We start from the raw sequence: 13,726 nt of genomic DNA, 5'->3' as shown, positions 1-13,726 counted from the left end.
GGAGGCATGTTGAAACAACGAGTCGTCACGGCGGCGCTGGCCGTGTTGATCACCGTCGGTGTGCTCTGGTGGGGCCCATGGCCTTGGCGGGTGATGGTGCTGTTGGGGACGTGGGTGTGCATGGCCGAATTCGTCGCCATGCTCGGTTTCCCTTGGTATGCTCCTCCTGCGTGGTTCGGGTACGCTGTCGTGGCGTTGGTCGAGTGGTGGCCCGCGTGGTTGCAATGGCCGGTGGTCGGGTTGATGGTGGCCGTGGCCATGATGTGGCCTGTGTTCAGCCGGAACCGCGTTCCTCTGTCGTCCATCGCCGCGGTCTGGTTGGCTGCCTTATACATTGGTTACGGAGGTTACGGGTTGACGGCGTTGCGATCCGGCGCGCAAGGGTGGGCATGGGTGTTGGTCGTCCTGTTGGTGGTGTGGGCGACCGATACCGCGGCGTATTTCGTCGGCAGCAGGGTGGGCGGCGTCCGCCTTTGGCCGGCCATCAGTCCCCGCAAGACGGTGAGCGGAGCGGTGGCGGGTCTGGTGGGCGGTATGTTGGCGGGATACGTCGCGGCGCGCCTGCTTTTGCCAGGCGTCGGAGGTTGGAAGTTCATCCTGTTCTCGCTGTTCGTGTCGGCGGCGGGACAGGTGGGGGATCTCGTCGAATCAGCCTATAAACGGTCCTCCGGCGTCAAGGATTCAGGCAATTGGTTGCCAGGCCACGGCGGGATCCTCGACCGGGTGGACAGCGTGTTGTTCGCGGCTCCGTTCGCGTTGGCGATGTTGGTGTACGGCAGTTGGCCGTGGCCCCATTGAGGAAGGTGACCGCGGGTGAAGAAACGGGTGTCGGTGATTGGCGCGACCGGGGTGATTGGCGGCCTGACGCTCGACGTCGTCGCCCAGTTTCCGGATATGTTTGAAGTCGTCGCCTTGTCGGGCGGATACAATGCGGCGCGCTTGGCGGAACTGGTCATGCGTTTTACCCCGCGTTACGTCGCGGTCGCAGATGATGTCACCCGGCGGGTTCTGGTGGACCGGTTGCGCGCTGCAGGCCATCCTGTGCCCGAGATCGGGGTGGGTGGAGCGGGTATGGTCGAAGCGGCGTCGCTGCCGTCCGACGTGGTCGTTCTCGCCACGGTCGGCGCCCGCGGCCTGCCTGCGGCGTGGGCCGCCATTGCTCGCGGCGCGACGGTGGCGTTGGCCAATAAAGAGACGTTGGTCGCAGCCGGGGACCTGGTGATGCCGTTCGCCCGGGCGCGAAACGCCACCATCCTCCCGGTCGACAGCGAACACTCGGCGCTGCTGCAGTGCCTGCACAGCGGCCGCCCGGAAGCGGTGCGCCGTTATATCCTCACCGCGTCCGGCGGGCCGTTTCGGACGCGCTCCGCGCGTGAACTGCGCGATGTGACCGTTGCGGAGGCGCTTCGCCATCCCACCTGGTCGATGGGCAAGAAGATCACCATCGACTCCGCCACCTTGATGAACAAGGGGCTGGAGGTGATTGAGGCGCATCACCTGTTTGCGGCGAGCTACGACCAGATTGAGGTCGTGATCCACCCGCAGAGCGTGGTGCATTCCTTGGTCGAATTCGTGGACGGAGCTTTGCTGGCTCAGCTCGGGACAGCCGACATGCGCATTCCCATTCAGTATGCCCTGACCTATCCTGCGCGATATGTTGCACCTTGGCCACGGCTGGACCTGGTGGCGATGGGGTCGCTCACGTTCGAGCCGCCGGACCTCGTGCGCTTCCCGAGCCTGCGCTTGGCGTATGAGGCGGGCCGGGCTGGCGGTTATGCGCCGTGTGTCTTGAACGCGGCCAACGAGGTGGCGGTCGAGGCATTTCTCACCGGCCGCATCTCGTTTGTCGACATCCCCCGGCTCGTGGAGGCAGTGCTCACCGCCCATCCGGCCGGTATGCCGCAGAGCGTGGAAGATATCATAGAGATGGACGCTTGGGCGCGCCAGAAGGCAACGGCGCTGCTCGAAGAAGGCGGGTGGGTGAGATGACAGACCTCGGATGGGTGCCGGTGTTGCGTTCCGCCGTCGCGATCGCGTTGGTGTTTGTCGTCTGCGTCGTGGTGCACGAGTTTGGCCATTATGCGGTCGCGAAGCGGTGCGGCGTCGCCGTGCCGACGTTCGCCATCGGGTTCGGGCCGAGGCTTGTCAGGTGGTTCAGGGGAGGCACGGAGTTCTCCGTCCGGCTCTTTCCGCTCGGCGGCATGGTGCAGCTCGCGGGCGAAATTCCCCACGACGCCTTGTTTCGGCGCGGCGAGCGGATTGCCGTGCGCATCGATCCCGATGGTTGGATCGATGCCATGGCGGATCCTGCCGACCTGGGAGAGGATCTCCGAGCCGAGGGATGGCTGGTCGGCGTACTGCAGGACTTGGACCTCACGGAGCGATGGGTGATGACCATCGCCGGGCCGGACGGGGTACGCACCTATCCGGTGCGTACAGGCGCCCGCCTGCACGCCAACCGGCGCACCGTCATTCCGTTGGTTGAACGGTCGCGGCAGGTGATTGGCAAGCCGCTGTGGCAGCGGGCGCTCATCATCCTCGCCGGTCCGCTGATGAACTTCGCCTTGGCCGGCGTCTTGTTCTCCGCATTTTATTGGCATACCGGCATCCCGGTGAACGAACCGGTGCTCGGCGCGGTCGCGCCCGGTTCCCCGGCGGCACACGCCGGTCTGCATCAGGGTGACCAGGTCCTGTCGGTGGACGGGCGCCCGGTGGACACGTGGATGAGCTTGGTCGAACGCGTGCGGGCGGACAGAACCGGGAAACCGCTCTTGCTTCGGATAAAACGGGACGGCGTGGTCCTGAACGTGACGGTGCGGCCGCGGTTGACCAAGCAGGGTCCGCTGCTGGGCGTCAGCTATCCAATGTCGTATAATGTCGTACGAGCGGTCAGCACGGGCTTTTCCACCGTGTATTTCGGTTCCATCAACGCGCTTGGCATGTACTTCCAGGTATTTGCCCATCACCAGTTCAACAACCTGGCCGGTCCGGTCGGTATCGCGGACGTCATCAGCCAAGAGGCGCAATCGGGTATTTGGCAGGTCGTCATGATCACCGGTTGGCTGAGCCTCAACCTCGGCCTGTTCAACCTGTTGCCGTTTCCGGCGCTCGACGGCGGGCGCCTCTTGTTCATGGTGGCCGAACTGGTGCGGGGCCGGTCGTTCGATCCGCGCAAGGAAGGCCTTGTGCACTTTCTGGGCTTTGCGCTGTTGATGTTGTTCGCGGCGGTCATCACCTACCGCGACGTCACCCGGTTGTTCTGATGGCTCGCCAAGGGAGGAACATGATGAAGCAAAGTCAGCTTTTCCTGAACACGCTGCGCGAGGTGCCGGCCGACGCCGACGTGGTCAGCCATCAGCTGATGTTGCGCGCCGGACTCATCCGCCAGCATGCGGCTGGCGTGTATTCATTTCTGCCGTTGGGAATGCGGGTGCTCCACAAGATTGAGACCATCGTGCGCGAAGAGATGGACGCGGCGGGCGCGCAAGAGGTGATGTTGCCCGCGTTGCAATTGGAGGAGCTCTGGCGCCAGTCGGGCCGTTCGGAAGACTATGGCCCGCTGATGTTCCGCGTGACGGATCGGCACGGGCGCGCGATGGTGCTCGGGCCGACCCATGAAGAGGTGATTACGGAGCTCGTCCGCCACGAGGTGCGTTCCTATCGCCAGCTGCCTTTCACCCTCTACCAGATCCAGACCAAGTTTCGCGACGAAGCGCGGCCGCGCGCCGGGTTATTGCGCTTGCGCGAGTTTAGGATGAAGGATGCGTACTCGTTCGACATCGACGAGGAGGGCCTCGACCGTTCCTACCGCGCGATGTTCGATGCGTACTGCCGGATCTTCGACCGGATCGGGATTGCCTACCGGGCGGTGGACGCCGACCCCGGCGCCATCGGCGGCGAAGGGGGGACGCACGAGTTCATGGTGCTCTCCGAGGCCGGTGAGGACACGGTCGTCGGCTGCGAGGCGTGCAACTATTCCGCGAACATCGAGAAGGCGAGCGGACAAGCCCTGCCCGCAGCCGGCTCATCCGGCGTCCCGGCCAAAGCCCGCGTGGCGACGCCCGGTGTGCGCACCATCGACGACCTGGTGCAGACGCTTGGCGTCGCGAAGGCACAGGTGCTCAAAGTGGTGGTGTACCTCGCCGACGGCCAGCCTGTCGCCGCCTGTGTCCGCGGCGACCATGAAGTCAATGAAGTGAAACTGAAGAACACCCTTCGCGCCCGCCACCTTGAATTGGCCTCCCCGGAGGCGGTTGAAGCGCTCACCGGCTATCCGGTCGGCTTCGTACCGCCGACTATCTCCATCCCGGTGGTGTTCGACCGCGACGTCGCATCGGTGGCGGACGGCGTGGCGGCTGCCGGTGCCGGTTACCATGAGGTGCATGTGGTGCCCGGACGCGATGTCGTATTGACGCGCGTCGCCGACATCCGCAACGTGACGGAAGGTGACCTGTGTCCGCATTGCGGCGGCCGGCTCCGCTTCTTCCGCGGGATTGAGGTCGGCCATGTGTTCAAGCTGGGAACGAAGTATTCCCGAGCGTTCGGAGCGACTTACCTGGATGAGAAGGGCCAGGAACGGACCATCCTGATGGGTTGCTACGGTCTCGGGACGTCGCGTATCATCCCGGCCATCATTGAACAGTGTCACGATGAGGACGGCATCATTTGGCCGCTGGCGGTGGCGCCGTTCCACGTCCACATCGTCCCGGTCAACGTCCGCGACGAACAGCAGGTCAAAGCGGCGACCATGTTGTACCAACGCCTCGCGGCCGCCGGTGTCGAGGTGCTTCTCGACGATCGCGACGAACGGCCGGGCGTGAAGTTCAAGGACGCGGATCTCATCGGCCTGCCGTTGCGGGTCACCGTGGGCAACCGTGTGGCGGAAGGGAAAGTGGAGGTCAAGGTGCGCAAGACGGGCGAGGTCCAGGTGCTCTCGCTGGAAGAGGCGTTTCAGACCATTTTGCACACGGTAAAGTGAACCCCGGGGTCAAGGAGGGACGCCCATGGCTGACGTCACCCGAGCGGAGACGGTGACCGAGGTCACCGGCCTGAAGGCGTCGGATCCCGCGGTGTCTGCCGGCGACATCCCGCGTCGCCAGGGTGTGCCGCGCTACATCCTGCGCAAGGTGGTGGTGGAACCATCCCCCCGCAGGGTGCACCTGTATCTTGTCGATCCGTTCGTCCATGCATCGTCCGCCCGGGATGCGGAGGAAGACGCCGCCGATGGGCGGGAGCAGGCGTTTGCGGCGGCATGTGCGTTCGTCCGGGCTGCCCTGGCCTTGGAGCAGCACGCTGTGTCCGAGTTGGCACGGTTCGCCGCGGAATTGGTGTGGCACCCGGCGAACGCCGGCGGCCGGCACCGGGAGCACGTGCGTGCGGCCGCCCTGGCGTTGGCCGCGGTGTACAGCGAGCTTGTGCCGGTGCCCGGGCAGTTTCTGCGCAGGGCGGAGTGCACCGTCACCTCCGCACGAGGTGAGGAAGGAGATCCCGTTTCGGTCGTTCGGTTTGCCGTGCAGAATGAAGCGGAACGCGAGGTGTTGTCGCGCGAACAGGCGCCGGCGTGGATCGCGCACCAGCTGGCGCGCCTCTTCGCCGTCGACGCGCAGGTCGACGTCGTCCTCGTGGCGGACGCGGCGGACCGTCTGCAGGCGTTGCGCGCGGCGATGGAAGAAGCCGAGCGGCGCGAGGTGGCCGGGATCGCCAAGGATCTGGCAGACGGGGCAGCCCGGCGCGCCGCCCGGCAGGAAGGAGATGCTTCCCCGCACGCGGAACGGGGTGCGAAACGCGACAAGGCGGACGACGGGGAAGTCCGGCCTTTGCACCTGGGCCGGCCCATCGAAGAAGCCCCGACGCCCATCCACGACATTGTCGACGAGATGCGGCGGGTGGTGGTCGAAGGCCGTGTCTTCGGGGTGGACAAACGGTCGTTGCCGAGCGGGCGGACGCTGGTTCAGTTTTACATCACGGACGAAACGGATTCCATCACCGCCAAGGTGTTCGCGCAGAACGAACGGCAGCTTTTGGCTTTGGAACCGCTGACGGAAGGGGTGTACGTGCGGCTGCAGGGGCAAGTCCAGTTCGACGCGTACGCGAAAGAGATGGTGCTGCAGGTGTACGACATGGAACCTGCCATGCCGCCGCAGCGCATCGATACCGCGGAGCACAAGCGGATAGAACTGCACGTACATACCACCATGTCGGCACTGGACGGCATGACCGACGTGACCGAATACATCAAGCAGGCGGCCGCCTGGGGGCATAAGGCCATCGCGGTCACCGATCACGGCGTCGTCCAGGCGTTTCCGGAGGCGTTTGCAGCGGGGAAGAAGCACGGCGTGAAGGTGATCCTCGGCGTCGAAGCTTACGTGGTGGACGACGGGACGCCCATCGTCTACCGCATGGCGGATCGCCCCCTTGACGACGAGACGGAGTACATCGTGTTCGACACGGAGACGACCGGGCTCAACGCCCGGGATGACACGCTGATTGAAATCGCGGCCGTCAAGATGCGCGGCCGGGAGATCGTCGGGACGTTCGCCACACTGATTGACCCCGAGCGGCCGATTTCCGCAAAGATCTCGGAGTTGACCGGCATCACTTCCGACATGGTGGCGGGTCAGCCCAAGCTGGCGGAAGCCTTGGCCCGCTTTCGGGAGTTCGCCGGCGACGCCGTCTGGGTGGCTCACAACGCCGAATTCGACGTCGGGTTCCTCTCGCAGTGCGCCGAGCGCGTGGGCATGGATCGGTTTACCAACCCGGTGATCGACACCCTGGCGTTGGCGCGCGTGCTCTACCCAGGCGAAAAAAACTACCGGTTGAAGACACTCACGCAGAAGTTCGACGTCGAGCTCGTCCATCACCACCGCGCACTGGCGGACGCCGAAGCCACGGCCAAGGTGTTCGCGCGCATGCAGGCGGATTGGCAGGCGCGCGGCATCCGCTCGCTCGCCGATCTCAATGCCATCGCCTCGGCGGTCGACGTGTCGCGCCTGCGCCCGTTTCACGCGACGCTGTTGGCGCAGAACCAAACCGGGTTGCGCAATCTGTACGAGCTGGTCTCCCTCGGCCTGACGAAGTATCTCCACCGTGTGCCGCGCATTCCGCGCAGCGAACTGGTGCGGCTGCGCGAAGGCTTGCTCATCGGCACGGCGTGCCAGCACGGGGAGTTGATGCAAGCGTTTCTGCGCGGCAAGAGCATGGAGGAGTTGGAGGAGATCGCCAGGTTCTATGATTTCTTGGAGATTCAACCGCTCTCCCACTATGAAAACCTGGTCCGCGAAGGGATGGTCGACGGTCTGCACCGTATCCGCGACATCCTGCGGCAGGTGGTGGACCTGGGGCGGCGCCTGAACAAGCCGGTGGCGGCGACGGGCGACGTCCACTACCTGCACCCGCACGACAAGGTCTACCGGGAGGTGTTTCTGCAGGCCCAGCACGGGCCGGAAGGAACCTGGCAACCGCCGCTTTATTTTCGAACCACCGACGAGATGTTGGAGGAGTTCCGGTTTTTGGGTGATGCCGATGCCTTCGACGTCGTGGTGACCGCACCGAACGCCATCGCCGACGCCGTTGAGGTCGTGCGTCCCCTGCCGGACAAGTTGTACACGCCGGTCATCGAGGGGGCGGACGAGGAGATCCGCCGCCTCACGTATGAGAAGGCGCACGCCCTGTATGGCGATCCGCTGCCGGACATCGTCGCCAAACGCCTGGAAAAAGAGTTGCGCGCCATCATCGAGAACGGGTTTGCGGTCATCTACCTCACCGCGCACAAGCTGGTGACCAAGTCGCTTGCCGACGGGTACTTGGTGGGCAGCCGCGGTTCGGTCGGGTCTTCGTTGGTGGCCACGATGACCGACATCACGGAAGTCAATCCGTTGCCGCCGCATTACTTATGCCCCTCGTGCAAGTACAGCGAATTCATCGAAGACGGTTCGGTCGGATCCGGATTCGACCTGCCGGACAAGGACTGCCCGCGCTGCGGCACCCCCCTCCGCCGTGACGGGCAGGACATCCCGTTCGAGACGTTCCTCGGGTTTGAGGGCGACAAGGTCCCGGACATCGACCTGAATTTCTCGGGTGAGTATCAGGCGCGGGCGCATAAGTATACGGAGGAGTTGTTCGGCAAGGACCACGTGTTTCGCGCCGGGACCATCGCGACGGTCGCGGAGAAGACCGCGTACGGCTACGTGCGCAAGTACGCGGAGGAACGTGGTTTGGTGCTGCGCAACGCGGAGATTGAGCGCTTGGCCCGCGGCTGTACGGGCATCAAACGAACCACCGGCCAGCACCCGGGCGGACAGGTGGTGGTGCCTGCCCATATGAGCATCTACGACTTCACACCGGTGCAGTACCCGGCGGACGACAAGGAAGCAGGCACGTTGACGACCCATCTGGACTACCACTCCGGGTTGGAAAACTGCTTGTTGAAGTTGGATATCCTCGGCCACGACGTGCCGACGATGATCCGGATGCTCCAGGATCTCACCGGCGTCGACCCGAAGGACATCCCGCTCAACGATCCGAAGGTTTTAAGCATCTTTCGCAGCACGGAAGCGCTCGGTGTCAAGCCGGAAGACATCCGTTCCACCACCGGAACGTACGCGATCCCGGAGTTTGGCACGAAGTTCGTGCGCCAGATGCTGGAGGACACCCGCCCGACGACCTTCTCCGAACTGGTCCGGATCTCCGGCCTGTCGCACGGGACGGATGTGTGGTTGAACAACGCGCAGGACCTCATCCGCAACGGGATCGCCACGTTGTCTGAGGTGATCTGCGCCCGCGACGACATCATGGTCTATCTGATGTACAAGGGTCTGGAGCCGAGCCGCGCATTCAAGATCATGGAGTCCATCCGGAAAGGCAAAGGCGTCACGGAAGAAGACGCTGCGTACATGCGCCAGTTCGGCGTGCCCGAATGGTACATCGAGTCCGGCCGCAAAATCAAATACATGTTTCCGAAGGCGCACGCCGCGGCATACGTCATCATGTCGATGCGCTTGGCGTGGTTCAAGGTGTACCACCCGTTGCCGTTCTACGCCACGTACTTCACCATCAACGCCGACAACTTCGACGTGGCATTGGCCGTGCAGGGCCGTGACGCCATCTGGCGCAAGATCGAAGAGATTGAAGCCAAAGGCAACGCGGCGACCGCCAAGGAAAAGGCGTTGCAGACGGTGCTCGAAGTGGCGCTGGAGATGGTGGTGCGCGGTTTTCGCTTCCTGCCGGTCGACCTGTACCGGTCGCACGCCACGCGCTTCCAGGTGGTGGAGGCGGAACAAGCGCTCTTGCCGCCGTTTGCCGCCATTCCCGGCGTCGGGGAAGCGGCGGCTGCCAACTTGTACCAGGCGGCGCAGGAAGGCCCGTTCTTGTCGGTGGAGGATTTGCAGTCCCGGGCGCGCGTCACGAAGGCGGTCGTCGAAATCCTCGCCGGCTTGGGCTGCCTGGCCGGCCTGCCGGAGACCAATCAACTGTCCCTCTTCTAAGACGGGGGCGCGAGCGGAGAGATGCGCATGCCATTGTATTATTTCGGGCCCGTGGCGACGTTCACCCACGATGCGGCGGGCCGGTTCGCCAACATGTTGCCCGAGGTGGGCGATGTCCTCGTCCCGATGGCCACGCCCAGCCAGGTCATCCAACAGGTCGGCGCGGCGAGCGATGCGGCCTTCGGTTGTGTGCCGCTCGAAAACAGCACCGAGGGTTCGGTGCGGGAAAGCTGGGACACGCTCGCGCGCGAGGTCCGGCGGCAAACGGCGTGCGGCCAGCCAGCGCCGCAGCTCGTCGCGGCGCTCACCCTCCGCATCGAACAGCACCTCCTCACATTCGGCGAACCCGACCTTTCCCAGGTGCGGGAGGTGATGTCGCACCCGCAGGCGCTCGCGCAATGCCGCGAGTGGCTCGAGCAAAACCTGCCGCACGCGCGGCAGACGGCGGTCGCCAGCACGGCGGACGCGGCCCGGATCGTACGGGAAACGGCCGATCCCGGCCTGGCCGCCATCGGGCCGCGCAAGGCGGCGGACGTCTACGGGCTTTGTTGCCGCGCCGAGCGGATCCAGACGTTTCGGGACAACATGACCCGCTTCGGACTCCTCGCCCGCACAGACCACGCGCGCGCGGCGACGACGTCCCGTCTGCAGGAGAGGCTCCGGGAACTGGCCGGGGCGGACGCGTGGACCTTGGCACTGCTCTTGGCCGGGATTGAGAACCGGCCAGGGGGGCTGATGTCGGCGCTGCGCCCCCTGCACGACGAAGGGTTCAACCTCACGCGGATTGAATCTCGCCCCTCCGGCCAACGGCTTGGGGAATACGTGTTTTTCCTCGACGTCCAGTGGCCGGCCGACCAACCGGAGCCCGCCGCGTCTTTCGCGTGGCGGCGGGTGCAAAACGCCTGGGCGCAGGCCGGCATCACCGTCACGAGCTTGGGTTGGTTCCCGGATCTCGGGGTGTTTCCGTGACGGATCATCCGGTGCGCCGTGTGCGCAATCGGGTGCGCATCGGTCGCGCGCGTTGCATGTGCTGCATATCCATGGTATACTCCCATCGTTAGGCTTCGTATAGGCTTTTCGGCGCGAAGAGTGGGGAAACCCACTCTTCGCTTTATGCAGAGCGCAGCCACGCCAACGACCCAGCTCATGCCTACGCTGCGCGGGGAGGCGGATGACCTTCGTTCCCGCAAAAGACGGTCTGGCGTTTGCCGCCCCGCCGGTTGAGGAGGAACGTCAGGTGCCCAAAGAGCGCATCCAGGACATTGTCGAGCAACTCGCCCGTCCCATTGTGGACGCAGCCGGCTTGGAACTTGTCGACGTGGAATTCAAAAAGGAAGGAGCCACCTGGTATCTGCGCGTGTTCATCGATAAGCCGGGCGGGGTCGATATCGATGATTGCAGCCAGGTCAGCGAACGCCTCTCGGAACGCCTGGATGAAGTGGATCCAATTCCCATGTCATACGTCCTCGAGGTGTCGTCGCCAGGCGCGGAGCGGCCCCTGAAGAAGCCTTCCGACTTCGCTTGGGCCGTCGGACGCTATGTCCGGGTCTCGCTGTACGAACCCATCGACGGACAGAAGGTGTTCGAAGGGACCCTGGACGCGTTTGACGGGGAGCGCCTGACGATGGCCTGCGCGGCGCACGGCAAGGGGAAATCCGGCCAGGGGGTCGCAATCCGGCGCATCGACATTCCGCTCGCCAAGGTCGCGTCCGCACGCCTGGCCATCGCATGGTGACACCCCGCCTCAAGAAAGGAGGAACCCGGATTCATGAATGCGGACTTTATCGACGCGCTTGAACAGTTGCAGCGCGAGAAGGGCATCGACAAAGATACGCTGCTCGAGGCCATCGAGGCGGCGCTCATCTCAGGATACAAACGGAACTTCAATTCTGCGCCCAACGTGCGCGTCGAGATCCGCCGGGACACCGGCGAGGTGCACGTCTATGCCCGCAAGACGGTCGTCGAAGCGGTGACCGACCCCAGGATGGAGATCTCGCTGGACGCGGCCCGCGACATCCATCCTTCTTACCAGTTGGGAGATATCGTGGAGATTGAAGTGACGCCGCGCGATTTCGGGCGGATCGCTGCCCAGACAGCCAAGCAGGTGGTCACGCAGCGGATCCGCGAAGCGGAACGTGCCATCATCTACCATAAGTACGTCGATCGCGAAGAAGACATCATCACGGGGATCGTCCAGCGCCAGGATGCGCGCAACATCTACGTGGACCTCGGGGAAACGGAGGCGGTTTTGCCCGCCGCGGAGCAGATGCCGAATGACCGGTACCGGCAGGGGGACCGCATCAAAGCGTTCATCATGCGGGTGGAGCGGACGACGAAGGGGCCGCAGATCATCTTGTCGCGTACGCACCCGGGTTTGCTGAAACGGCTGTTTGAGCTCGAGGTGCCGGAGATCTACGACGGCGTGGTCGAGATCAAGGCGGTCGCCCGCGAAGCCGGGTTCCGCTCAAAGATTGCGGTCTACTCCCGCAACCCGGACGTCGATCCCATCGGCGCGTGCGTGGGCGCGCGCGGGATGCGGGTGCAGGCGGTCGTCAACGAGCTCAACGGGGAAAAGGTGGATATCGTCAAGTGGAGCGAGGACCCGGCGGAGTTTGTGGCCAACGCACTGTCGCCCGCCAAGGTGGTGGAAGTTCAGATCCTTGAGGAAGAACGGATCGCCAAGACCATCGTGCCGGACAACCAGTTGTCGCTGGCCATCGGGAAGGAGGGGCAGAACGCTCGCCTCGCCGCCAAGCTGACCGGTTGGAAGATTGACATCAAGAGCGAGAGCCAGGCTGCCGAGCTGGGGATGTTCGGCCGGCTCATGGATGACCCGCCGGAGGATGATGGGTTTGGCACCCTCTCGGCCGATTGGCTCACAGAACCCTGACGCGGGTTTCGGGAGGGCATGCGGTCGTCGGTTGAGCCACAGTGCGAAGGAGGGCGGCACGTGCAGCGGCAGAAGAAGATCCCCTTGCGCAAATGCGTGGGTTGCCAGGAGATGTTCGCCAAGCGCGATCTCATCCGCGTGGTGTCGACCCCGGAAGGCGAGATCCTGTTGGATGAGACGGGGCGGCGGAACGGCCGGGGTGCGTATCTGTGCCGGAAACCGGAGTGCCTGAAAGCGGCCCGCAAGCGCAAGTCGCTCGAGCGCGCGCTCAAGCGTGCCATCCCGGAGACGATCTATGATGCGCTTGCGCACCAATTGGAGCAAGGTGGTTCGGGCGATGGACCGGTTGTCTCATCCTGATGCGGCTTTGGTGCAAAGACGGTGCAGCGAGTGGCTCGGGTTGGCGCTGCGCGCGCGGCGGCTGGCGGTGGGATCGGACGCTGTTCTGGCTGCGGTGCGCAGCCGAAAGGCACGGTTGGTCGTCCTAGCCGCGGACGCCGGTGAGCGTGCAAAAAAACAATTTCGCGACAAGTGCGCGTTTTACCATATTCCGTTGTTCGAAGTGCTGAACCGTGGCGATCTCGGCCGTGCCATCGGCCGGTCCGAGGTGGTTGCCGTCGCCGTGACCGACCCCGGGTTCGCGGCGAAGTTGCGGGAGCTGTTGGGGGAAATCGACGGGGGTGAAGCGTTTGACAAAACTCCGCGTGTATGAGTACGCCAAGCAGTTGAACATGTCGAGCAAGGAGATCATCACCATCCTCAACCGCTTGGATGTGCCGGTGGCCAATCATATGAGCATCATGGACGACGAGATGGTGCGCAAGGTGGAGCAGTTTTTCGCGGAGGTGAAGCAGCGGGCCGCGCAACGGCACGCCAGCGAACTGGAGCGCGACCTTAGGGAGAAACAGAAACAGCGGGAACGGGCGGCGCGGCAATTGGAGCTTGAGCGGCAGCGGGAATTGGAGCGCCAGCGGGAATTGGAGCGGCAACGGGCGGAACAACAACGGTTGGCCCAAGCGCGGGCACGGCAAGCGGAGCGGGCGCGTTCGGAACAAGCGCTGGCCGCGGCGGGAGCAGACGCCGCAGCGCGTGCGGCTGTCCGCGAGGAACAGGCGGGGACGGCGGTCACCGGGACGGTGAAGACGCCGGAAGCTGCGGGACAGCGAGCCGCCCAGTCCGGCGCCGCCGCGGCGGAGCGGGCTGGGACACCGGCGCGCGCGGACGCGGCTGCGCGAACCGCTTCCGCATCCGCACCCGCTCCGACCCCAGCGCAGGAGGCGGGCAACCTCCGGCAGGAGCCGGCGGTTGCCCGCCTCCTGCGCTGGGGTCGGAGCGGGTGCGGATGCGGAAGCGG

At 64.7% G+C, this 13,726-nt stretch carries 11 protein-coding genes; all 11 read left to right on the top strand.

Annotation, left to right across the window (positions count from 1 at the left end; all coding sequences use genetic code 11):
- Nucleotides 1-6 precede the first annotated feature (6 nt).
- On the top strand, nucleotides 7-798 hold the full coding sequence (locus tag IEX97_RS00055; protein ID WP_188880417.1) for a phosphatidate cytidylyltransferase: 792 nt from the start codon (nucleotides 7-9) through the stop codon (nucleotides 796-798).
- A 15-nt stretch (nucleotides 799-813) separates the two neighbouring features.
- The gene (locus tag IEX97_RS00050; RefSeq protein ID WP_188880416.1) at nucleotides 814-1,989 is read left to right on the top strand and encodes a 1-deoxy-D-xylulose-5-phosphate reductoisomerase; all 1,176 of its coding nucleotides are present in this window, start codon (nucleotides 814-816) and stop codon (nucleotides 1,987-1,989) included.
- A complete protein-coding gene (locus tag IEX97_RS00045; protein WP_188880415.1) occupies nucleotides 1,986-3,263 on the top strand; it encodes a M50 family metallopeptidase in 1,278 nt (425 codons plus the stop codon). The genes IEX97_RS00050 and IEX97_RS00045 overlap by 4 nt, the downstream gene beginning before the upstream one ends.
- Before the next feature lie 23 nt (nucleotides 3,264-3,286).
- On the top strand, nucleotides 3,287-4,978 hold the full coding sequence (locus IEX97_RS00040; protein ID WP_188880414.1) for a proline--tRNA ligase: 1,692 nt from the start codon (nucleotides 3,287-3,289) through the stop codon (nucleotides 4,976-4,978).
- Between the two features lie 25 nt (nucleotides 4,979-5,003).
- On the top strand, nucleotides 5,004-9,482 hold the full coding sequence (locus IEX97_RS00035) for a PolC-type DNA polymerase III (RefSeq protein WP_188880413.1): 4,479 nt from the start codon (nucleotides 5,004-5,006) through the stop codon (nucleotides 9,480-9,482).
- Between the two features lie 27 nt (nucleotides 9,483-9,509).
- Complete coding sequence (locus tag IEX97_RS00030; RefSeq protein ID WP_188880412.1) at nucleotides 9,510-10,451, top strand: prephenate dehydratase; 942 nt, start codon at nucleotides 9,510-9,512, stop codon at nucleotides 10,449-10,451.
- A 268-nt stretch (nucleotides 10,452-10,719) separates the two neighbouring features.
- A complete protein-coding gene (gene rimP, locus IEX97_RS00025; protein WP_229776150.1) occupies nucleotides 10,720-11,217 on the top strand; it encodes a ribosome maturation factor RimP in 498 nt (165 codons plus the stop codon).
- A gap of 33 nt (nucleotides 11,218-11,250) precedes the next feature.
- Nucleotides 11,251-12,372, top strand: coding sequence for a transcription termination factor NusA (gene nusA / locus IEX97_RS00020; protein ID WP_188880410.1), 1,122 nt, complete (start codon nucleotides 11,251-11,253; stop codon nucleotides 12,370-12,372).
- 60 nt (nucleotides 12,373-12,432) lie between these two features.
- Nucleotides 12,433-12,732, top strand: a complete 300-nt coding sequence (gene rnpM, locus IEX97_RS00015) for an RNase P modulator RnpM (protein WP_229776149.1) — start codon at nucleotides 12,433-12,435, stop codon at nucleotides 12,730-12,732.
- A complete protein-coding gene (locus IEX97_RS00010; protein ID WP_188880408.1) occupies nucleotides 12,710-13,084 on the top strand; it encodes a L7Ae/L30e/S12e/Gadd45 family ribosomal protein in 375 nt (124 codons plus the stop codon). Before rnpM ends, IEX97_RS00010 begins: the two co-directional genes overlap by 23 nt.
- Nucleotides 13,062-13,726 (top strand): translation initiation factor IF-2 N-terminal domain-containing protein (locus tag IEX97_RS00005; RefSeq protein WP_373289354.1); only part of this gene is annotated, 665 nt, incomplete at its 3' end. The genes IEX97_RS00010 and IEX97_RS00005, both read left to right, overlap by 23 nt.

Origin of the sequence: Paenalicyclobacillus cellulosilyticus, assembly GCF_014647315.1 — a bacterium.
Classification (GTDB): Bacteria; Bacillota; Bacilli; order Alicyclobacillales; family Alicyclobacillaceae; genus Alicyclobacillus_J; species Alicyclobacillus_J cellulosilyticus.
This window is presented reverse-complemented; position numbering and strand designations above follow the sequence as displayed.

Coding starts and splice junctions, on each gene's coding strand:
- IEX97_RS00010 (WP_188880408.1), top strand. CDS start 12,710: ATGGACCGGTTGTCTCATCCTGATGCGGCTTTGGTGCAAAGACGGTGC.
- IEX97_RS00055 (WP_188880417.1), top strand. CDS start 7: ATGTTGAAACAACGAGTCGTCACGGCGGCGCTGGCCGTGTTGATCACC.
- IEX97_RS00035 (WP_188880413.1), top strand. CDS start 5,004: ATGGCTGACGTCACCCGAGCGGAGACGGTGACCGAGGTCACCGGCCTG.
- nusA (WP_188880410.1), top strand. CDS start 11,251: ATGAATGCGGACTTTATCGACGCGCTTGAACAGTTGCAGCGCGAGAAG.
- IEX97_RS00045 (WP_188880415.1), top strand. CDS start 1,986: ATGACAGACCTCGGATGGGTGCCGGTGTTGCGTTCCGCCGTCGCGATC.
- IEX97_RS00040 (WP_188880414.1), top strand. CDS start 3,287: ATGAAGCAAAGTCAGCTTTTCCTGAACACGCTGCGCGAGGTGCCGGCC.
- IEX97_RS00030 (WP_188880412.1), top strand. CDS start 9,510: ATGCCATTGTATTATTTCGGGCCCGTGGCGACGTTCACCCACGATGCG.